16 protein-coding genes are annotated in these 19193 nt (G+C 72.0%); 11 read left to right on the top strand and 5 right to left on the bottom strand.

Going from position 1 to position 19193, the window contains the following annotated elements; genetic code table 11:
- Positions 1 to 183: 183 nt before the first annotated feature.
- Together AB5J87_RS11245 and AB5J87_RS11240 are read left to right on the top strand one after the other, a co-directional pair.
- Entirely contained in the window at positions 184 to 1974 is a 1791-nt protein-coding gene (locus tag AB5J87_RS11245) for a glycosyltransferase family 2 protein (RefSeq protein ID WP_369376269.1), read from the top strand.
- A gap of 3 nt (positions 1975 to 1977) precedes the next feature.
- On the top strand, positions 1978 to 3933 hold the full coding sequence (locus tag AB5J87_RS11240; RefSeq protein WP_369376268.1) for a galactose oxidase-like domain-containing protein: 1956 nt from the start codon (positions 1978 to 1980) through the stop codon (positions 3931 to 3933).
- Between the two features lie 57 nt (positions 3934 to 3990).
- On the opposite strand, the gene AB5J87_RS11235 is transcribed toward AB5J87_RS11240, so the two are convergent.
- Entirely contained in the window at positions 3991 to 5031 is a 1041-nt protein-coding gene (locus tag AB5J87_RS11235) for a glycoside hydrolase family 6 protein (RefSeq protein WP_369376267.1), read from the bottom strand.
- A 162-nt stretch (positions 5032 to 5193) separates the two neighbouring features.
- Here AB5J87_RS11235 and AB5J87_RS11230 point away from each other — a divergent pair, with 162 nt between their 5' ends.
- The 3 genes from AB5J87_RS11230 (at position 5194) to AB5J87_RS11220 (ending at position 8065) form a co-directional block, all read left to right on the top strand.
- The gene (locus AB5J87_RS11230; protein ID WP_369376265.1) at positions 5194 to 5703 is read left to right on the top strand and encodes a MarR family winged helix-turn-helix transcriptional regulator; all 510 of its coding nucleotides are present in this window, start codon (positions 5194 to 5196) and stop codon (positions 5701 to 5703) included.
- Between the two features lie 248 nt (positions 5704 to 5951).
- A complete protein-coding gene (locus AB5J87_RS11225; protein WP_369376264.1) occupies positions 5952 to 6290 on the top strand; it encodes a DUF3817 domain-containing protein in 339 nt (112 codons plus the stop codon).
- 74 nt (positions 6291 to 6364) lie between these two features.
- Positions 6365 to 8065 (top strand): methylmalonyl-CoA mutase, encoded by a 1701-nt coding sequence (locus tag AB5J87_RS11220; protein ID WP_369376263.1) that lies wholly within the window; start codon positions 6365 to 6367, stop codon positions 8063 to 8065.
- A 288-nt stretch (positions 8066 to 8353) separates the two neighbouring features.
- Here AB5J87_RS11220 and AB5J87_RS11215 read toward each other — a convergent pair whose 3' ends face one another.
- Together AB5J87_RS11215 and AB5J87_RS11210 are read right to left on the bottom strand one after the other, a co-directional pair.
- Positions 8354 to 9730: a sensor histidine kinase gene (locus tag AB5J87_RS11215; RefSeq protein WP_369376262.1), complete on the bottom strand. Its 1377-nt coding sequence runs from the start codon at positions 9728 to 9730 to the stop codon at positions 8354 to 8356.
- A complete protein-coding gene (locus tag AB5J87_RS11210; RefSeq protein WP_369376261.1) occupies positions 9727 to 10434 on the bottom strand; it encodes a response regulator transcription factor in 708 nt (235 codons plus the stop codon). The genes AB5J87_RS11215 and AB5J87_RS11210 overlap by 4 nt, the downstream gene beginning before the upstream one ends.
- Positions 10435 to 10497: 63 nt before the next feature.
- Between AB5J87_RS11210 and AB5J87_RS11205 the strand changes: the two genes are divergently transcribed.
- Together AB5J87_RS11205 and AB5J87_RS11200 are read left to right on the top strand one after the other, a co-directional pair.
- Positions 10498 to 11655, top strand: a complete 1158-nt coding sequence (locus AB5J87_RS11205) for a glycosyltransferase (protein WP_369376260.1) — start codon at positions 10498 to 10500, stop codon at positions 11653 to 11655.
- A complete protein-coding gene (locus tag AB5J87_RS11200) occupies positions 11652 to 12638 on the top strand; it encodes a GDP-mannose 4,6-dehydratase (protein WP_369376259.1) in 987 nt (328 codons plus the stop codon). The genes AB5J87_RS11205 and AB5J87_RS11200 overlap by 4 nt, the downstream gene beginning before the upstream one ends.
- Positions 12639 to 12684: 46 nt before the next feature.
- Here the strand turns inward: AB5J87_RS11200 and AB5J87_RS11195 are convergent, their stop codons facing one another.
- The gene (locus tag AB5J87_RS11195) at positions 12685 to 13311 is read right to left on the bottom strand and encodes a TetR/AcrR family transcriptional regulator (RefSeq protein ID WP_369376258.1); all 627 of its coding nucleotides are present in this window, start codon (positions 13309 to 13311) and stop codon (positions 12685 to 12687) included.
- A 296-nt stretch (positions 13312 to 13607) separates the two neighbouring features.
- Here AB5J87_RS11195 and AB5J87_RS11190 point away from each other — a divergent pair, with 296 nt between their 5' ends.
- From AB5J87_RS11190 to AB5J87_RS11175, 4 genes are all read left to right on the top strand, one after another.
- Entirely contained in the window at positions 13608 to 14576 is a 969-nt protein-coding gene (locus tag AB5J87_RS11190) for a tetratricopeptide repeat protein (RefSeq protein ID WP_369376256.1), read from the top strand.
- A 573-nt stretch (positions 14577 to 15149) separates the two neighbouring features.
- Entirely contained in the window at positions 15150 to 15827 is a 678-nt protein-coding gene (locus tag AB5J87_RS11185) for a DUF6230 family protein (RefSeq protein ID WP_369376254.1), read from the top strand.
- 97 nt (positions 15828 to 15924) lie between these two features.
- On the top strand, positions 15925 to 16479 hold the full coding sequence (locus AB5J87_RS11180; protein WP_369376253.1) for a DUF6114 domain-containing protein: 555 nt from the start codon (positions 15925 to 15927) through the stop codon (positions 16477 to 16479).
- Complete coding sequence (locus tag AB5J87_RS11175; RefSeq protein ID WP_369383473.1) at positions 16469 to 17827, top strand: hypothetical protein; 1359 nt, start codon at positions 16469 to 16471, stop codon at positions 17825 to 17827. Before AB5J87_RS11180 ends, AB5J87_RS11175 begins: the two co-directional genes overlap by 11 nt.
- A gap of 107 nt (positions 17828 to 17934) precedes the next feature.
- Here the strand turns inward: AB5J87_RS11175 and AB5J87_RS11170 are convergent, their stop codons facing one another.
- Positions 17935 to 19158: a D-alanyl-D-alanine carboxypeptidase family protein gene (locus AB5J87_RS11170; protein WP_369376252.1), complete on the bottom strand. Its 1224-nt coding sequence runs from the start codon at positions 19156 to 19158 to the stop codon at positions 17935 to 17937.
- Positions 19159 to 19193 lie beyond the last annotated feature (35 nt).

Genomic DNA, 19193 nt, shown 5'->3' with positions numbered 1-19193 from the left:
CCGGCCCGCCTCCGAGCCCCCGGCCGCCCCGCGCGGCGCCGGGGGCTCCGCCGTGTCCGGCCCCCGGTGAACGGCCGCACTCCTCCCGTACGAGAACCGCTCACTCGGAGTACTCCAGTCGACACGCCGAAGAATCTCCACTTTTGTGGGGATATCTAACTGCTCGATCAGCTGGAGGGCACAGTGCGGTCGGAGAGTACGTCGGAGACCTACGACTACGAGAGTCACAGTCGTCTGGCCGGGCCGCTCACGGAGCCGGACCCCAACGGCTACCGGGTGCGCTACCGGAGCCTGCTCTCCAACGAGCCCCGCCGAATACGCGCCGTCCTGCTGATGACGCTGGCACCCGTGCTCACCGCGATCCTGCTGGTCTACCTCGTCTGGCCGACCCACTGGGTGGAGCGCGAGGGCGGCGACGAGTGGCTGGTCGGCCTGGACGTCGCGATGCTCGTCGCCATCGGGCTGATCGAGCTGTTCATGGTCGTCAACGTGGTCTCCATCGCCCACGCCACGATGGTCGCCCGCGACCCGGTCCCCGTGGTCCCCGAGCCCGGCACCCGGGTCGCCTTCCTCACCACGTACGTGCCCGGCAAGGAGCCCATGGCCATGGTCCGGGCCACCCTGGAGGGCGCGGTCCGCGTCCACCACACGGGCCCGCTGGACGTCTGGCTGCTGGACGAGGGCGACGACGAGGCGGTGCGGGCGCTCTGCGAGGAGCTGGGGGTGCGGCACTTCACCCGCCGCGGCGTCCCCGAGTGGAACCGCAAGAAGGGCCCGCACAAGGCCCGCACCAAGCACGGCAACTACAACGCCTGGCTCGCCATGCACGGCGACGCCTACGACTACTTCGCCTCGGTCGACACCGACCACGTGCCGCTCCCCGAGTTCCTGGAGCGGATGATGGGCTACTTCCGCGACCCCGACGTCGCCTTCGTGGTCGGCCCGCAGGTCTACGGGAACTACCACTCGCCCGTCACCAAGGCCGCCGAGTCCCAGCAGTTCCTCTTCCACGCGCTGATCCAGCGGGCCGGCAACCGCTACCGCGCCCCCATGTTCGTCGGCACCAACAACGTCGTGCGGATCACCGCGCTGCGCCAGGTCGGCGGGCTCTACGACTCGATCACCGAGGACATGGCCACCGGCTTCGAGCTGCACCGCCGCAAGAACCCGCGGACCGGGCACTACTGGCGGTCGGTCTACACCCCGGACGTGCTGGCCGTCGGCGAGGGCCCGGAGTCCTGGACCGACTTCTTCACCCAGCAGATGCGCTGGTCGCGCGGTACGTACGAGACGCTCCTGAAGCAGTACTGGAAGGCTCTGTTCCGGGTCCCGCCCGGGCGGCTCCTCTCGTACACCCTGATGCTCGTCTACTACCCGATGACCGCCGTCAACTGGCTGCTCGGCATCGTCTCCTGCGTCCTGTTCCTCTGGTTCGGCGCCTCCGGCACCCAGGTCTCGGCCTCCGTCTGGCTGATGCTCTACAGCGACGCCGCCGCCCTCCAGATCGGGCTCTACCTCTGGAACCGGCGCCACAACGTCTCGCCGCACGAGCCGCAGGGCTCCGGCGGGCTCGCCGGAATGGGGATGTCCGCGCTCTCCGCGCCCATCTACCTCAAGTCGCTCGGCTCGGCCGTGCTGCGCACCCGGGGGCGGTTCGTGGTCACCCCCAAGGGCGGCGAGGCCAGCCCCGACCGGCTCTGGACCTTCCGGATCCATCTGTTCTGGGCCGCCGTCCTGGTGGCCTCGCTCGCCGCCTCCGTGCACTACGGCCACACCCACGTGGCCATGCGCACCTGGGCCGTCCTCGCCCTCGCCATCGCGCTCGCCCCGGTCGCCGTCTGGTCCGCGACCGTCGTGCGCGAGCGCGCCGCGCGGAAACGGGACGCCCTGGCCCTCGCCGACGCCGAGGCGGCCCTCGCCGCAGACGCCCCGGCGGCCACCGCACCCGCCGCCACCCCCACCGGAGGGAACTGACCCATGCGCTACCGCCCCTCCCCCCGGATGAAGAAGACGGCCCTCGGCGGCGGTGCCGTCGTGCTGCTGGCCGGGCTGAACGCCCCCGCCGCGGTCTCCTTCGCCGAGGAGCAGTACCACGCGTACCAGATCCGCCAGCCCGACTACATGCGCAAGTACGGCGCCTGGGACACCGTCGACATCCCCTCCGAGTACCGCACCAACGCGATCCACGCGGCCCTGCTGCACACCGGCAAGGTGCTGATCATCGCGGGCTCCGGCAACAAGCAGGAGAAGTTCGACGCGGGCTCCTTCGACACCGTGCTGTGGAACCCCAAGGACAACAGCTTCAAGAAGATCCCCACCCCCGAGGACTTCTTCTGCTCGGGCCACGCCCAGCTTCCCGACGGCCGTCTCCTGGTCGCGGGCGGCACCGCCCGCTACGAGGTGCTGGACGCCCAGGTCAAACGGGCCGGCGGCGGGATGCGGGTGAAGAACGAGAACCCGGACAAGGCCGTCACCATCAAGAAGGGCACCAAGTTCCGCTCGCCCTCCGGCGTCGAGTACGCCGCCAAGTTCGACGTCACCGTGCCCCGGGCCAAGCGCGAGTTCGAGGTGAGCTACTACGCCACCGGCCAGATGCGGCCCTGGAAGACCAAGGTCACCGCCGCCGAGGCCCGGGTCTTCGTGGAGGCCGTCGCCGAGGGCCCCCGGTCGGTGGCCAAGGACCAGGCCCAGTACGAGATCGAGGGCCTGACCGGCGCCGACGCCGACAACACGTACGGGCTCGCCGAGAAGATCACCATGGACAAGCAGGACTTCCAGGGGATCCGGGCGGCCTACGAGTTCGACCCCCGGGCGGAGAAGTACATCCCGGTCGCCCCGATGCGGGAGGCCCGCTGGTACCCGACGCTCACCACCCTCAAGGACGGCCGGGTGCTCGCGGTCTCCGGGCTCGACGACGTCGGCACGATCCTGGCGGGCGACAACGAGATCTACGACCCGAAGACCAAGAAGTGGTCCAAGGGGCCGTTCCGCTACTTCCCCACCTATCCGTCGCTCTTCCTCACCAAGAGCGGCAAGCTCTTCTACTCCGGCGCCAACGCGGGCTACGGGCCCGCCGACAAGGGCCGCGAGCCGGGTCTGTGGGACGTCGCCACCAACACCTTCACCAAGCTGGGCGGCCTCGGCGACGGCGACCAGACCGAGACGGCCAGTTCGCTGCTGCTACCGCCCGCCCAGGACCAGCGGTTCATGCTGCTGGGCGGCGGCGGGGTCGGCGAGTCGGAGAAGTCCACGCCGCGCACCGCGCTGATCGACCTCAAGCAGGACAGCCCCGCGTTCAAGAAGGGACCCGAGCTGCCGCAGGGCACCCGCTACCTCAACAGCGTGATCCTGCCCGACGACTCCGTCTTCACCAGCGGCGGCTCCGAGGACTACCGGGGCCGCGGCGCCAGCAACATCCTCCGGGCCCAGTTCTACGACCCCGCGCACAACGCCTTCCGCGAGGCCGCCGACCCCACGGTCGGCCGCAACTACCACTCCGAGGCGCTGCTGCTGCCCGACGGCCGGGTCGCCACCTTCGGCTCCGACTCGCTCTTCGGCGACAAGGACAACACCAAGCTCGGCAAGTTCGAGCAGCGCATGGAGATCTACACCCCGCCCTACCTCTACCGGGACAAGGAGAAGCGCCCGGTGCTGGGCGACGGCCCGCAGGCGGTCGGCCAGGACCGGCGCGCCACCTTCCGCACCCAGCACCCGGAGCGGATCGCCAAGGCCCGGCTGATGCGGCCCAGCGCCGTCACCCACACCACCGACGTCGAGCAGCGCTCCATCGACCTGCGGCTGACCAAGGACGCGCACTCGGTGACGGTCGAGGTGCCGCGCGACAAGGCGCTGGTGCCGCCCGGCTGGTACATGGTCTTCGTCACGGACACCGAGGGCACCCCGTCCGAGGCCAAGTGGCTGCTGGTCGACTGAGCCGCCCGCACCCCCGCCCGGCCGTGGTCCGGGCCGCGGCACCCGCCGTGGTCCGGGCTACGGCTTGGCGCGCTTGGCGAGCCCCAGGGCGTACTCCGGCCACCAGGAGCCGGCCGCCGGGCCGCCCCGGCAGGTGCCGTCGGAGTCGCCGGGCCGCTTGATCCACAGGTACGCGTCGAGCAGCGGCTGCCCGGTGTTCAGGGTCGGCGGCGTGCCGAGCGCGCGGCCCGGCGGATTGCACCACGCCTGGTTGCGGTCGTCGAGCAGCGGGCCCGCGCCGTTGCGGCTGGTGTCGATGACGAAGTGCTTGCCGCCCAGCCCCTGGGCGACCCTGGTGCCGTACGCGCGCACCGAGTCGTCGGTCTGGAAGTTGGAGACGTTCAGCGCGAACCCGTCGGCGCGGGCCACCCCGGCCCGGGTCAGCGGCTCGACCAGCTTGGCCGGGTCCGGGATCCAGGCCGGGTTGCCCGCGTCCAGGTACACCTTGGTGTTGGGCAGCTTCTTGAAGCGGTCGAGCGCCTCGTTGAGCAGCTGGTAGCGCTGGTCCCAGTGGTCGGGGGTGGTGCAGCCGTCGACCATGTGGGCCACCGCGTCCGGCTCCAGGACCACGATGGCCCGGGCGTCGCCGATCGCCTCGGCGAACCTGCCGAACCAGGTGCGGTACGTGTCGCTGTCCGCGGCGCCGCCCGCCGAGAGCCCGCCGCAGTCGCGGTGCGGGATGTTGTAGGCCACGAGCAGTACCGTGCGCTGCTCCTTGGCGGCCCCGGCCACCGCCCGCCCGATGCCCGGCCCCGGGTCGTCCCAGGCGGGCCAGTCCGCCATCGGCCGGTCCGCGATCCGGCGCAGCGCCTCGGCGTCGGCGGTGCGGCCCTGGGCCGTCCAGATCTTGATCTGCTTGGCGGCGCTGCTGTCCGGGTCGACCCAGAACGGCCCGCCGGGCGCGGGGGCGGCGCCGTCGCCCGAGCGGCCCTGGACGGCGGGCGCCGGGCCGGAGTCCGGCCCGCTGGAGCCCCCGCAGCCGGCCGTGGCGGTCAGCAGCAGGGCGGCGAGCAGGACGCGGTGCCGGGCGGTTCCACGGCGGGGGGCGGGCCGGGGCATACGGCTCCCTGGGGTCACCGGGCGTACACAGGACGCCGAGAATCGTGACATAACGGTCACTCTTCGCAGGGGACCGCCATGCCGGGCATGTGGCGGGCGGGTGAACGGACCGAACTTCGAGACGGGGCTGACCGGCATATGACCAGTCGGTAAGGTCGACGCGTGCCCAAGCCCCTCAGCCTCCCGTTCGACCCCATCGCCCGCGCCGACGAGCTCTGGCAGCAGCGCTGGGGGCCGGTGCCCTCGATGGGGGCGATCACCTCGATCATGCGCGCGCACCAGATCCTGCTCGCCGAGGTCGACGCGGTCGTCAAGCCGTACGGGCTGACCTTCGCCCGGTACGAGGCGCTGGTGCTGCTCACCTTCTCCAAGGCGGGCGAGTTGCCGATGTCCAAGATCGGCGAGCGGCTGATGGTCCACCCGACCTCGGTCACCAACACGGTGGACCGGCTGGTCCGCTCCGGCCTCGTCGACAAGCGCCCCAACCCGAACGACGGACGGGGCACGCTCGCGTCCATCACCGACAAGGGCCGCGAGGTCGTCGAGAACGCGACGCGGGACCTGATGGCGATGGACTTCGGGCTCGGGGCGTACGACGCGGAGGAGTGCGGGGAGATCTTCGCGCTGCTGCGGCCCCTTCGGGTTGCCGCGCGCGACTTCGAGGACGAGTAGGGCGTGCGCCTCGCCGTGGTGTGCCGGGTGCGGGTTGCCGTGGGCCGGTCGCGCAGTTCCCCGCGCCCCCGAGTGGGCCCTGCGGGCCCATGCGGTGACGTGTAGGGCCTTGCTGCCGTGGGCCGGGTGCGGGTGGTTGCGGGCTGGTCGCGCCGTTCCCCGCGCCCCTCAAAGGGCCCTGCGGGGCCGTTCTGGGGTGCGGTAGGGCGGCGCAAGATCGGGTCCGGGGGGCCGTTACGCTCGTAGGCATGAAAAAGAGCGTGCTGACCCGGTACCGGGCGATGGCCTACATCACGGGTGTCCTCCTCGTCCTGCTGACCCTCGGCGTGGTCGCCAAGTACCTGCTGGACATGGACGGCGCGGCGGACTTCACCAAGGTCGTCGGCATCGCCCACGGCTGGCTGTACGTGCTGTACCTCGTCTTCGCCTTCGACCTCGGCTCCAAGGCGAAGTGGCCGGTCGGCAAGCAGCTGTGGGTGCTCCTCGCGGGCACGATTCCCACCGCCGCCTTCTTCGTCGAGCGCAAGGTCTCCCGCGAGGTCGAGGCCCTGGTCGCGGACCCGGCGCCGGCCACCGCCCAGGCGTAACCCCCACCGCCCGCGGAGAACCGCGGGCGGTCGGCCATCGACATTTACTAGGACGTCCTAGTAAATTCGAAGGCATGGACGCTGACGCCATCGAGGAGGGCCGCCGACGCTGGCAGGCCCGTTACGACAAGGCCCGCAAGCGGGACGCGGACTTCACCACGCTCTCCGGGGACCCGGTCGACCCGGTCTACGGCCCCCGCCCCGGCGACACCTACGAGGGCTTCGAGCGGATCGGCTGGCCCGGTGAGTACCCGTACACGCGCGGGCTCCACCCGACCGGCTACCGGGGCCGGACCTGGACCATCCGGCAGTTCGCCGGGTTCGGCAACGCCGAGCAGACCAACGAGCGCTACAAGATGATCCTCGCGGCGGGCGGCGGCGGCCTCTCCGTCGCCTTCGACATGCCGACCCTGATGGGCCGCGACTCCGACGACCCGCGCTCGCTGGGCGAGGTCGGCCACTGCGGCGTGGCCATCGACTCGGCCGCCGACATGGAGGTCCTCTTCAAGGACATCCCGCTCGGCGACGTCACCACGTCGATGACGATCAGCGGACCCGCCGTACCGGCGTTCTGCATGTACCTGGTGGCCGCCGAGCGCCAGGGCGTCGACCCGGCCGTCCTCAACGGCACGCTCCAGACCGACATCTTCAAGGAGTACATCGCGCAGAAGGAGTGGCTCTTCCAGCCCGAGCCGCACCTGCGCCTCATCGGCGACCTGATGGAGCACTGCGCCCGGGGCATCCCGGCGTACAAGCCGCTCTCGGTCTCCGGCTACCACATCCGCGAGGCCGGGGCGACGGCCGCGCAGGAGCTGGCGTACACGCTGGCGGACGGCTTCGGCTACGTCGAGCTGGGCCTGTCGCGCGGCCTCGACGTGGACGTCTTCGCGCCCGGCCTGTCCTTCTTCTTCGACGCGCACCTCGACTTCTTCGAGGAGATCGCCAAGTTCCGCGCCGCCCGCCGGATCTGGGCGCGCTGGATGAAGGAGGTGTACGGGGCGAAGACCGACAAGGCGCAGTGGCTGCGCTTCCACACCCAGACGGCCGGTGTCTCGCTGACCGCCCAGCAGCCGTACAACAACGTCGTGCGGACGGCGGTCGAGGCGCTCTCCGCGATCCTCGGCGGCACGAACTCGCTGCACACCAACGCCCTCGACGAGACGCTGGCCCTGCCCAGCGAGCAGGCCGCCGAGATCGCGCTGCGCACCCAGCAGGTGATCATGGAGGAGACGGGCGTGGTCAACGTGGCCGACCCGCTCGGCGGCTCCTGGTACGTGGAGCAGCTCACCGACCGCATCGAGGCGGAGGCCGAGAAGATCTTCGACCAGATCAAGGAGCGCGGGACCCGGGCGCACCCCGACGGGCAGCACCCGATCGGCCCGATCACCTCGGGCATCCTGCGCGGCATCGAGGACGGCTGGTTCACCGGCGAGATCGCCGAGTCGGCGTTCCAGTACCAGCAGGCCCTGGAGAAGGGCGAGAAGCGGGTCGTCGGCGTCAACGTGCACCACGGCTCGGTCACCGGCGACCTGGAGATCCTGCGGGTCAGCCACGAGGTGGAGCGCGACCAGGTCCGCGTCCTGGCCGACCGCAAGGCGGCGCGGGACGAGGCCCGGGTGCGGTCCGCCCTGGACGCGATGCTCGCCGCCGCGCGCGACGGCTCGAACATGATCGCCCCGATGCTGGACGCGGTGCGGGCGGAGGCGACGCTGGGAGAGATCTGCGGGGTGCTGCGCGACGAGTGGGGCATCTACACGGAGCCGGCCGGCTTCTAGCACCCCGGGCCGCCACCCGCCTGCGGACCGTGCAAGCCGACCGCACAGTTCCCCGCGCCCCCCGGTGGCCAGGGGCGCGGGGAACGGCGCGAGAAGCGAGCACGGTCCGCAGGCGAAGGCGGGTTTCGAAGGGGCGCGGGGAACTGCGCGAGAAGCGAGCACGGTCCGCAGGCGAAGGCAAGGGCCGCCCGCCCAAGGGCTCAAGGGAAGGGGCGGGGTGGGGAACAGAAGAGGCGGCCAACCCCGCACGGCCCGCACCCGAAACCCCCCGCACAGCCGGACCGTGGGCTACCCGGCCCACGAAACCCGGAACTCCGCACCCCCACCCACCGCATTCCGCACGGACAGCTCCGCCCCATGCGCCCGAGCGATCTGCCGCGCCATGGCGAGCCCCAGCCCCGACCCCGGCAACGCCCGAGCCCGATCGGCCCGGTAGAACCGGTCGAAGACGTACGGGAGGTCCTCCTCCGCGATCCCGGGCCCGTGATCCCGTACCGTCAACTCCCGGGCGGACAGCACCACTTCCACCTCCGCCCCCGCCGGACTGAACTTCGCCGCGTTGTCCAGCAGGTTGGAGAGCAGCCGGGCGAGACGGGCCGGAACCCCCGGCAGCGTGGCGGACGCGTCCACCAGATCGAGCCGGAACGGGGTGGCCGGCCAGTGCGCCCGGGCCGTGTCCACCGTGTGCGCCACCAGCGGCGCGAGCCGGACCTCCTCCAGGAGCGGGGTCGGCTCCTCGTCCCTGGCCAGGTCGATCAGGTCGTTCACCATCACCGTGACCTCCCGGATCTGCCGGCCGAGCGCCGAGGACGCGCGGATGCGCTGCGCCTCGGTCAGCCGGTCGCCGCGCGCCAGGAGTTCGGCGTTGGTGCGCAGCGCGGTGAGCGGGGTGCGCAGCTCGTGGGAGGCGTCCGCGACCAGGCGGCGCTGGGCGGTCACCGACTGCTCCAGCTCGCCCAGCATGGTGTTGAAGGACGCGGCGAGCCGGGTCACCTCGTCCTCGCGGCCGGGCGGGCCCGACGGCAGCTCGATGCGGTGGCCGGGGTCGCGGGTGGCCGCGATGTGCTCGGCGGTCGCGGTGAGCCGGGCGACGGGGGCGAGCCCGGTGCGCGAGACCCAGTAGCCGAGCCCGGCCGCGAGCAGCACCCCGGCCGCGCCCACGCCGACGAGCAGCCGGGCCGCCTGGCGCACGCCCTCCTCCACCGTGTCGGCGCGCAGCGCGACCTGGAGCGCCTCGCCGCGCGTCAGCGTGGTGGTGAGCATCCGGGCCGGGTGGCCGGAGAGCGTGATGTTGGTGAAGTAGGGGCGGCGCTGTCCGGCCGCGACCTCCCGGGCCTGCGGCGGGACGGGCAGCAGATACGGCTTGGCCGGGTCGTCCGCCGGGTTCCTGGGCACGATCTGGGCGCAGGCCGGGGCGGAGAGGAAGCGGCACTCGCCGTTGAGGACGCCGGGCGCCTCGCCCCGGCCCTGCTGGGCGGCGAGCGTGGCCGACTGGGTGAGGTTCAGGTCCAGCTGGTGGAACAGCTCGTAGCGGATCACGAAGAACGCGGCCGTGCAGACGCCGAGCGCGACCAGCGCCACCGCGGCCGAGGCGGCCACGGCCAGCCGGGTGCGCAGCGGGCGGTGCCGCCGCCAGCGCGCCCCCAGCCGGTGGCGCGCGCTCATGCCGCGTCCAGCCGGTAGCCGACCCCGTGCACGGTGTGGACGAGCCGGGACTCGCCGCCCGCCTCCAGCTTGCGTCGCAGATAACCCACGTACACCGCGAGGGAGTTGGAGTCGGGCCCGAAGTCGCGGCCCCACACCAGTTCGAGGATCATCTCGCGCGGCAGTACCTGGCGCGGGTGGCGCATCAGCAGCTCCAGCAGGGCGAACTCGGTACGGCTGAACTCCAGCGGCCGCCCGCCCCGGTGGCCGGTCCGGGTCGCCGGGTCGAGGGCCAGGTCCGCGAAGACGAGCTGCTCCGGCTCCGGCTGCTCGGGCGCGGCCCGCCGCAGCAACGCCCGTACGCGTGCGATCAGTTCGTCGAGCGCGAACGGCTTGACGAGATAGTCGTCGGCGCCCGCCTCCAGACCGTCGACGCGCTCGCTCACCGAGTCGAGAGCGGTCAGTACCAGGACCGGGGTGCGGTCGCCGACGGCCCGCAGCTGACGGCAGACCGCCAGCCCGTCCATGACCGGCATCATCACGTCGAGCACCACCGCGTCCGGCTGCCAGGAGGCGAGCTCGGCCAGCGCCGCGAGCCCGTCGGCGGCGCCGCGCACCTCGTATCCCTCGACGGTCAGACCGTCCTCGACCGCCGCCCTGACCTCGGGTTCGTCGTCGACCACGAGGATCCGGGCCGGGGGGCGCGCGTGCGTGCTGCTGCTCATGGGCAAAGAGTGCCAAACCCCGCTCTTAGAAGCCTCTTAAGCCACCCCGCGAGCCTGTGGGGCATGCGCACACCACTGTCTGTCGTGATCGGTGCGGGTGGCACCGGTGGCCACATCTATCCCGGGCTCGCGCTCGCCGAGGCACTGCGCCGGGCCGTCCCGGACGCCGTGATCTCCTTCGTCGGTACGGAACGGGGCCTGGAGGGCGAGCTGATACCCGCCGCCGGGTACCGGCTGCACACCGTCGACATGATCCCCTTCGACCCGGCGCTCGGCGCCCGCCGCTATCTGCTCCCCGCGGCCCTGCTGAAGTCCGGCGCGCAGTGCCGGGCGATCCTGCGCGAGCAGGGCGCCCAGGTCGCCGTCGGGATGGGCGGCTATCCCAGCGCCCCCGTCATCGTCGGCGCCAGGCTCGCCGGGCTGCCCAGCCTGATCCACGAGTCCAACGCGGTGCCGGGGCGGGCCAACCAGTTCGCGGCCCGGCTCACCCGGAACATCGCGGTCGCCTTCGACCGCAGCCGGGCCCATCTGGCGGGCGGCGCCGACGCCGTCACCACCGGGATGCCCATCTCCGCCGCGCTGGCCCGGCTCGACCGGACCACGCTGCGGGCCGAGGCCCGGCGGGCCCTGGACGTGCCGCCCGGGGCGCGCCTGGTGCTGGTCAACGGCGGCAGCCTGGGCGCGGCCCGGCTCACCGAGGCATCGGTCGGACTGGCCCGGCGCTGGCACGGGCGCGCGGACGTCCATCTGCTGATCAAGACCGGTCCCGCCGCCCTGGCGGAGACCCGGCGGCGGCTGGCCGGGCTGTGGGGGGCGCGGGCGGTGCCCTACCTCGACCGGATGGACCTGGCGTACGCGGCGGCCGACCTGGTGGTGTGCCGGGCCGGTTCGGCGACCGTCGCCGAGCTCGCCACCACCGGGGTGCCCGCGGTGCTCGTGCCGTATCCGCACGCGCCCGGCGACCACCAGACCCACAACGCCCGGGTCCTCTCCGACGCCGGGGCCGGGCTGCTGCTGCCGGACGGCGAGACCACCGCCGAGCGGCTCGCGGAGCTGGTCGAGCCGCTGCTGGCCGCCCCGGCCCGGCTGGCCGCGATGGCGGGCGCGGCCGACCCCGGCCCGCACGCCCGGGCCGCCGAACTGCTCGCCGCCAGGGTCCTGGAGCTGGCCGCGCACCCCGTCCCGCACTCCCTCTCGTACCACAAGGAGCACACAGCATGAACTGGCAGAACCGGACCGTCCTGGTGACCGGGGCCGAGGGCTTCATCGGCTCGACCCTGGTGGACCTGCTCCTCGAACGGGGCGCGCGGGTGCGGGCGTTCGTGCACTACAAGCCGTACGCCGAGAAGGGGCACCTGGCCCGGCTCATGGGCCATCCGGCGGTCGAGATGATCGCGGGCGACGTCCGCGACGCCGGGCGGGTCTCGGACGCGGTCGCCGGCTGCGACACCGTCTTCCACCTGGCGGCGCTGATCGGCATCCCGTACAGCTACGACTCTCCGGGCGCCTACGTCCAGACGAACGTGGTCGGCACCGAGAACATCGCCGAGGCGTGCCGCAGGCACGCGGTGCGGCGGCTGGTGCACACCTCCACCAGCGAGGTCTACGGAACCGCGCGGACCGCGCCGATCGGCGAGGACCACCCGCTCCAGCCGCAGTCGCCCTACTCGGCGTCGAAGATCGGCGCGGACATGATGGCGCTCTCGCACTGGCACGCCTTCGAGCTGCCGGTGACGGTGGTGCGGCCGTTCAACACCTATGGGCCGCGCCAGTCCGCGCGGGCGGTCATCCCCACCATCCTCGCCCAGCTGCACTCCGGCTCCCGCGAGATCCGGCTGGGTTCGCTCACCCCGACCCGCGACTTCACCTATGTCACCGACACCGCGCGCGGCTTCCTGGCGGTCGCGGAGTGCGACCGGGCGCTGGGCGAGGTCGTCAACCTCGGCTCCGGGCGCGAGATCTCCATCGGCGACCTGGCGCACGCGCTCATCGAGGCGTCCGGCCGCGAGGCCCGCGTCGTCGTCGACCCGGCCCGGCTGCGGCCCTCGGGCAGCGAGGTGGAACGGCTGCTTTCGGACAACTCCCGGGCCCGCGAGTGGGCGCACTGGCAGCCGGAGGTGCCGCTGGCGGAGGGCCTGAAGCGGACGTCCGAGTGGGTGGCGGAGAACCTGGCGCTGTTCGCGCCCGGGCGGTACGCCGTCTGAGCCGGCGCCCCGGGGGCCGACGGGGCCGGGGCGCCCGGGGAAACGTTCAGGCCGTCGCCGTCAACCCGGTGCAGATCAGGAGGGTGAAGTCGCGGGCCCATTCCCGGTCCACGGGCTCCGCGCTCACCAGCGCCCGGTGCACCACCGCCCCGGCCACCACGTCGAAGATCAGGTCGGCGTGGCGGGCGGAGGCGGCGGGGTCCTCCTCGAAGGGGAGTTCGCCGCGCACCTGGGCGCGCTCGCGGCCGATCAGTACGAGCCGTTTCTGGCGGTCGACGATCGCCGACCGGATCCGGTCGCGCAGCGCCTCGTCCCGGGTGGACTCGGCGACCACGGCCATCAGCGCCGTCTTGGTCTCGGGGCGCTGGAGGATCGAGGCGAACTGGAGCACCACGCCCTCCACGTCCGCCGCCAGGCTGCCGAGGTCGGGCAGCTCCAGCTCGTCGAAGAGGACCGCCACCGCGTCCACGACCAGTTCGTTCTTGCCCGCCCAGCGCCGGTACAGGGTCGTCTTGGCGACCCCCGCGCGGGTTGCCACGTCCCCCATCGTCAGCTTCGACCAGCCCAGCTCGACCAGCGCCTGCCTGGTCGCCAGCAGGATCGCCGCGTCGGCCGCCGTGCTGCGGGGGCGGCCGGGGCGCGCGGCTCTGCCGGGGCTGGATTCGGAACACATGACGTACGACCATACCGGCCGGTAGCCAAACCGCTGTGGGGGAGATCACGGCCCCCTCGTGAACGTCCCGGGCCCGCTCCAGTTACGCTACGACTCGTAGCGAAAGACTTGAGCGGTCTTGGAGCGACAACCACGAGCACGACCACAGGCGCCGGGTGGGGACCCGGCTGCCGACCCCGGACCGGAGCCCTTCCGGGCCGCCGCACGACCCCGCACACCGGCGGGGGGTCATGGGGTGGGCCCGGATCCTGCCACCGGTTCACCACACCCGCGCGCGGAAGGGGGAGGATGTACGCATGCAGCCTAGGAACATGTCCATGAGCGGCGTCGTCGACCTCGCCGCGGTGAAGGCGGCCGGTGAGGCCAAGGCCAAGGCGGAGCAGGCCCGCGCCGAGGCCGCCCGCCAGGGCGGGGGCACGGCGGTGCCGCCGTCGGCCCTCGTGATCGATGTCGACGAGGCCGGATTCGAGCGCGACATCATCCAGCGCTCCGCCGAGGTGCCCGTCGTCATCGACTTCTGGGCCGAGTGGTGCGAGCCGTGCAAGCAGCTCGGCCCGCTCCTGGAGCGGCTGGCCGTCGAGTACGACGGCCGCTTCCTGCTGGCCAAGATCGATGTCGACGCCAACCAGATGCTGATGCAGCAGTTCGGGATCCAGGGGATCCCGGCGGTCTTCGCGGTGGTCGCGGGCCAGGCGCTGCCCCTCTTCCAGGGCGCGGCCCCCGAGGCGCAGATCCGCGAGACCCTCGACCAGCTGATCCAGGTCGCCGAGGAGCGTTTCGGCCTCACCGGGATCGCGGTGGACGCGGACGCGGCCCCGGCGGCGGCCTCCGCCGCGGCGCCGGTCGGCCCCTATGACGCCCTGCTCGAAGCGGCCGTGCTCGCCCTGGACTCCGGCGATCTGGCCGGCGCGGTCCAGGCGTACAAGAACGTACTGGCCGACGACCCCGGCCACCCCGAGGCCAAGCTCGGCCTCGCGCAGGCCGAACTCCTGCGCCGCGTCCAGGACATGGACCCGGCCCGGGTCCGCCAGGAGGCCGCCGAGGACCCGAAGGACGTCGAGGCGCAGATCGCCGCGGCGGACCTGGACCTGGTGGGCGGTCATGTCGAGGACGCCTTCGCCCGGCTGGTCGACACCGCCCGGGTCACCGCCGGGGAGGACCGCAACGCGGTCCGGGTGCGCCTGCTCGAACTCTTCGAAGTGGTCGGCGCGGACGACCCGCGGGTGACCAAGGCGCGCGGCGCCCTGGCCCGGGTTCTTTACTGACGATTTGGCGACACGTTGACAGTGGGCGGCCGCGTTTTACCAAAACTTGGTAAACGCGGCCGCTGTTACTGCCAGTAAATTGAACTGCTTCTTACGTCCGTATTGAGACGTCTATTTCCCCTTCTGTCCCGTGACTTGGGGGCACGAAGTGTGGCGGCGCGATGCCGGGCTGTCGTGCCACGGTTATCCGTCCGTTACTGGCAAGTAACGAACCCCCTTGCGCCCCTCCTCCGAATGGACCACGATCGGCCACGCTCGGTCCATCAGCGCACCAGCCCGACAGCCACTCGGCGCAGGGCGTTTCCTGGGTCCCCACCGAGCCGGCCGGCGGCCCAGTGACGCCGACCGTGGACAGGGGGGTCTCTGCCGTACGGCGGGGCCTGTCCAGCAGGTTGTGCGTGATGCGTCAGGCGCGACCAGTGGTTGTCGCTCGGGGGTGATCGCCGGTGATTCGGACGCGGTACGCGCCTGAGACTCGGGCGCTCTCCTTCCCGAGGACGTAGCACTTCTCCCATCCCTGGACATCCTGCGAGGGTCCGTCCCGGAGATGTACGTCCGAGAAGGAGGAAAGTCATGGAGTCCCAAGTTCGTGGCGGGACCAGATGGAAGCGGTTCGCTCTGGTCATGGTGCCGAGCGTGGCCGCCACGGCGGCGATAGGCATCGGCCTCGCCCAGGGCGCACTCGCTGCGTCGTTCAGTGTTTCCGGGGTCGACTTCAAGGTGACGGCGGACCAGCTGGTCGGCCACAACATGCTGCAGTACGGCTCCATCGCCAGCGGCGCCGGCCAGAACCACCCGGTGGTCGTCTCGGGCTTCAACCACGCCGAGATCACCAACATGTGCCAGTCCGTGGTGACGCCGCTGCCGTTCGACATCCCGGGCATCGGCAAGGCCGTCACGATGAAGATCGAGGCGGGCACCCAGGCGGGCAAGCCGGTCGTGGCGGACAACATCTACCTCGATGTGTCCCAGCTCGACACCGACGCGACGTTCAAGAACATCGACATCGGTGTCGCGGCGGGCGAGGGCAAGGCCGACGCCGACGGCTCCAACGGGGTCAAGATCCAGCCCGGCAAGGCCGGTTCGCCGGGTGCCAACCCCAGCCCGTACGGCTTCGCGCAGCGCGCTGACGACGTCATTCTCGACAAGGTCGAGCAGCGTGCGTGGGCGACCACGGCGGCCAGCTTCAAGCTCAACGGCCTGAAGCTGCGGCTGTCCACCGGCGCCAACGAGTGCGAGCTGAAGAAGTAGCCCAGCGGGTGCTTCACCCGGTGGCCGGCGGGGATCCGTCGGCCACCGGGGAACTCTTTCTTTTCACAGCAACAGCGGTACCAGGGAGCTGTTTTCCATGAGCGCCGAGACCACAGGTTCCCGAGGGTTCTCCTACTGGCGGCTGCGTTACCGGGCCTGGCGGGGCAGCAGGCCGTTCTGGGCGGGGCTGTTCACCATCGCCGGCGGCGTGCCCATCATGTACTTCCCGTACGCCAACATGCACCTGGGCAACATCACCCTGGCCATGTCGACGACCGCGGGTGCGGGCTCACTGATCATCGGCGTCCTTCTGGTCACGCTCGGCCTGACCATGTGGTTCCACCACGTCGTACGGGTGTTCGCCGGTGTCGCGGCCATCCTGCTCGCCCTGATCTCGCTGCCGGTCGCCAACTTCGGCGGCTTCCTCATCGGCTTCCTGTTCGCCCTGTTCGGCGGGGCGCTCGCGGTGGCCTGGGTGCCCGCGAAGCCGAAGCGGCGCGGGCGGCAGGGCAAGGCCGCCGAGCCCTCGGGGGACGAGCCGGACGCGCTGCCGGAGGACGGCGGCGTCCCCGGCCCGCGTGAGGAGGAGCATGGAGCGGCCGTCACGGAAACGACAGTCGACGCCAATGGCGGGAGGAACAGTGCGGGGTGACGAGACGCAGCTGGACTCGACCGGAGGCGGCGACTCCCGTGAGAGAAGGGGGCCGCGCCACGCGGCCCCGAGGAAGTCGCTGCTGACGAAGCTGCACATGCCCGCGGGCAAGGCGATGGCGCTGGCGGCGATGCCGACGGCCATGTTCGTCGGGATGAGCCTCACGCCCAAGCTCGCGATGGCGGACGACAAGACGGACATCCCGTTCGCGCCCGGCCCCTGTGTGACGCGCTCCGACCAGCCGAGCGAGTCGGCGAGCCCGTCCAAGTCGCCGAGCCCGTCGGCCAGTAAGACGGACGCGCCCACGCCGGACCCGTCCTCCTCTTCCTCGGGCAAGGCCGGTTCCCCGGACAAGGCCGACGACAAGTCGGGCGACAAGGCCGGGCAGCCGGCGCCCACCACCACGCCCTCGGCCGACAAGGCCCAGCAGAAGCCGTCCGCCCCGGCGAACGCGCCGACCACCAAGCCCGCGCCCACCAAGTCCACCAACCCGCTTGACCCGCTGGGCCTCGGGGACGTACTGGGCGACATCCTCGGCATCCACCCGAGCAAGTCGGCGTCGCCGACGGCCCCGAAGCCGTCGACGAGCACCACCGCCAAGCCGTCGACGCCGACGCCTTCGACGACCTCGAAGACGACGCCGGGGCAGCAGGCCACCAAGCCGAAGGCCCCGGAGAAGAAGTCGGCGGACCAGGCGGGCAGGGCGGCGGCGGACAAGACCGCCGACGCCATCCGCGACGCCGCCGCGCGGGCGGGCCAGAAGGTCGAGGACCTGGCGGACAGCGCCAAGGGCCTGGACGCCAAGAAGGACACCGACATCCCCGCGGGTGCCAAGCAGCCCTTCCCGTGCCCGACCCCGGACCCCAAGGCGCTGGCCAACGCCAAGCTCGCCGCGGGCGTCCCGCTGCTGCCGGACCAGCCGTGGATCCTCAAGACCTCGATGCTGGCCCTGGGCGGTCTGGACTACCAGGGCATCGTCGAGGTGAAGACGGGCAGCGGGAAGACCAAGAAGGTCCTGAAGTTCACGGCGGACACGGTGGACATCGACAACCTGCACCAGCTGGTCTACGGCCCGGAGCTCAACGGCAAGCCGACCACCGCTCATGTGAAGGCGCGCGCGGGCTCCAAGTCGAAGATCCGCAACGGCACGGTGACGATGTACACGGAGGAGCTGAAGGGCAACCTCTTCGGCCTCATCCCGATCACGTTCAGCCCGCAGACCCCGCCCCCGCTGAACATCCCGTACGTCTTCTTCACCGACGCGACGGTCCATCAGGCGGGCCAGTTCGGCGGCACGCTGACGATCCCGGGCCTGCAGAACTACATCACGGAGGGCAGCCCCGAATAGCCCGTTCCGCACCAGGCCCTCGGGGCAGCGACGACAGCGTGGCCCGCACCGGATCCGGTGCGGGCCACGCTGTCGCCGTGCTCGGGCGGGCGGGGAAGCCCCCGCCCCTACACCCGGCGCCGCTTCTCCGGCCGCCGCTTCAGCACCGCGTACGCCACCCCCGCGGCCACCGCCGCGCCCGCTCCCAGGCCCGTCCAGCCCAGGATTCCCAGGCCCGAGGAGTCCGTGGTGGTCGCCGCCGAGGTCTTCGCGTGGGGGGCGGGGGAGGGCTTCGGCTGGTCCAGGGTGCCGATCGGCTGGGCCCTGCCGACCGCCGCGAAGCCCCAGTCGAGCAGGGCGGCCGTCTCGGTGTAGACCTTGTCGTGCTTGTTCTCCTGGGGGTTCATCACCGTCACCAGGATCGTGTGGCCGTCGCGGGTGGCGGCCTCCGCCAGGGTGTTGCCCGCGTGGGTCGTGTAGCCGTTCTTGCCGCCGATCAAGCCGGGGTACTTGGAGACCCCGCCGATGCCGGAGAGCATGCGGTTGGTGTTGGAGATGCCGAACGGCTTGCCCTTGGTGTTGGGCCCGCCGGGGAACTTGGCGTCCGCCGTCGCGCAGTACTCCTTGAAGTCCTTGTTGCGCAGGCCCGAGCGCAGGAACAGGGTCAGGTCGTACGCCGAGGAGACCTGGCCCTCCGCGTCGTAGCCGTCGGGGCTGCGGACGTGCGTGTCCTTGGCGCCCAGCGACTCCGCCTTGGCCTGCATGTCCGTCACGGTCTTGGGGACGCCGCCGTTCATCGAGGCGAGCACGTGCACCGCGTCGTTGCCCGAGCGCAGGAACACCCCGCGCCACAGGTCGGCGCCCTGGTAGGTCTGGCCCGGGACGATGCCGACCGCGCTGCTGCCGTCGCCCATGCCGGTCAGCTCCGCCGCCTCCACCTTGTGGCTCGCGGTACCGGGCACCACGGGCAGCACGGTGTCCGCGAAGAGCATCTTCAGGGTGGAGGCCGGCGGCAGCGGCCAGTGGGCGTTGCTGGCGGCGAGCACCTGGCCGGTGTCGGCGTCGGAGACCATCCAGGACAGCGCCGAGAGGTCCCTGGGCAGCGCGGGGGCGCCCGCACCCGTCTGGGGGCCCGGGCGGCCCAACTGCTCGCCGCCCACGGCCGACATGGACGCGGGGGGCTGCTTGGGGGAGCCGGCCCGCGGCACGCCCGGCGACGGCTTCCCGGGCGTGGGCGTGCCCGGCTTCACCGGATGGGCGGCCGCGGGGGCGACACCACAGGCCACCGCCGTCACGGTGAGGGCCACTGCCGCCAGTGGTCGGCTGAACTGCACAGTTATCGGGGCACGCATGAACGCGAACGTACCCCACTGAATATGTAGATCCT

This window comes from Streptomyces sp. cg36 (assembly GCF_041080675.1).
Lineage (GTDB): Bacteria > Actinomycetota > Actinomycetes > Streptomycetales > Streptomycetaceae > Streptomyces.
The sequence above is the reverse complement of the archived record's forward strand: the minus strand, read 5'-3'. Positions and strand labels throughout refer to the sequence as shown.

What these genes read in the sequence shown, in the direction of transcription:
- AB5J87_RS11240 (WP_369376268.1), top strand. Translation starts at nt 1,978, where the DNA reads ATGCGCTACCGCCCCTCCCCCCGGATGAAGAAGACGGCCCTCGGCGGC.
- AB5J87_RS11235 (WP_369376267.1), bottom strand. Translation starts at nt 5,031, where the DNA reads ATGCCCCGGCCCGCCCCCCGCCGTGGAACCGCCCGGCACCGCGTCCTG.
- AB5J87_RS11225 (WP_369376264.1), top strand. Translation starts at nt 5,952, where the DNA reads ATGAAAAAGAGCGTGCTGACCCGGTACCGGGCGATGGCCTACATCACG.
- AB5J87_RS11220 (WP_369376263.1), top strand. Translation starts at nt 6,365, where the DNA reads ATGGACGCTGACGCCATCGAGGAGGGCCGCCGACGCTGGCAGGCCCGT.
- AB5J87_RS11215 (WP_369376262.1), bottom strand. Translation starts at nt 9,730, where the DNA reads ATGAGCGCGCGCCACCGGCTGGGGGCGCGCTGGCGGCGGCACCGCCCG.
- AB5J87_RS11210 (WP_369376261.1), bottom strand. Translation starts at nt 10,434, where the DNA reads ATGAGCAGCAGCACGCACGCGCGCCCCCCGGCCCGGATCCTCGTGGTC.
- AB5J87_RS11205 (WP_369376260.1), top strand. Translation starts at nt 10,498, where the DNA reads ATGCGCACACCACTGTCTGTCGTGATCGGTGCGGGTGGCACCGGTGGC.
- AB5J87_RS11200 (WP_369376259.1), top strand. Translation starts at nt 11,652, where the DNA reads ATGAACTGGCAGAACCGGACCGTCCTGGTGACCGGGGCCGAGGGCTTC.
- AB5J87_RS11195 (WP_369376258.1), bottom strand. Translation starts at nt 13,311, where the DNA reads ATGTGTTCCGAATCCAGCCCCGGCAGAGCCGCGCGCCCCGGCCGCCCC.
- AB5J87_RS11190 (WP_369376256.1), top strand. Translation starts at nt 13,608, where the DNA reads ATGCAGCCTAGGAACATGTCCATGAGCGGCGTCGTCGACCTCGCCGCG.
- AB5J87_RS11185 (WP_369376254.1), top strand. Translation starts at nt 15,150, where the DNA reads ATGGAGTCCCAAGTTCGTGGCGGGACCAGATGGAAGCGGTTCGCTCTG.
- AB5J87_RS11180 (WP_369376253.1), top strand. Translation starts at nt 15,925, where the DNA reads ATGAGCGCCGAGACCACAGGTTCCCGAGGGTTCTCCTACTGGCGGCTG.
- AB5J87_RS11170 (WP_369376252.1), bottom strand. Translation starts at nt 19,158, where the DNA reads ATGCGTGCCCCGATAACTGTGCAGTTCAGCCGACCACTGGCGGCAGTG.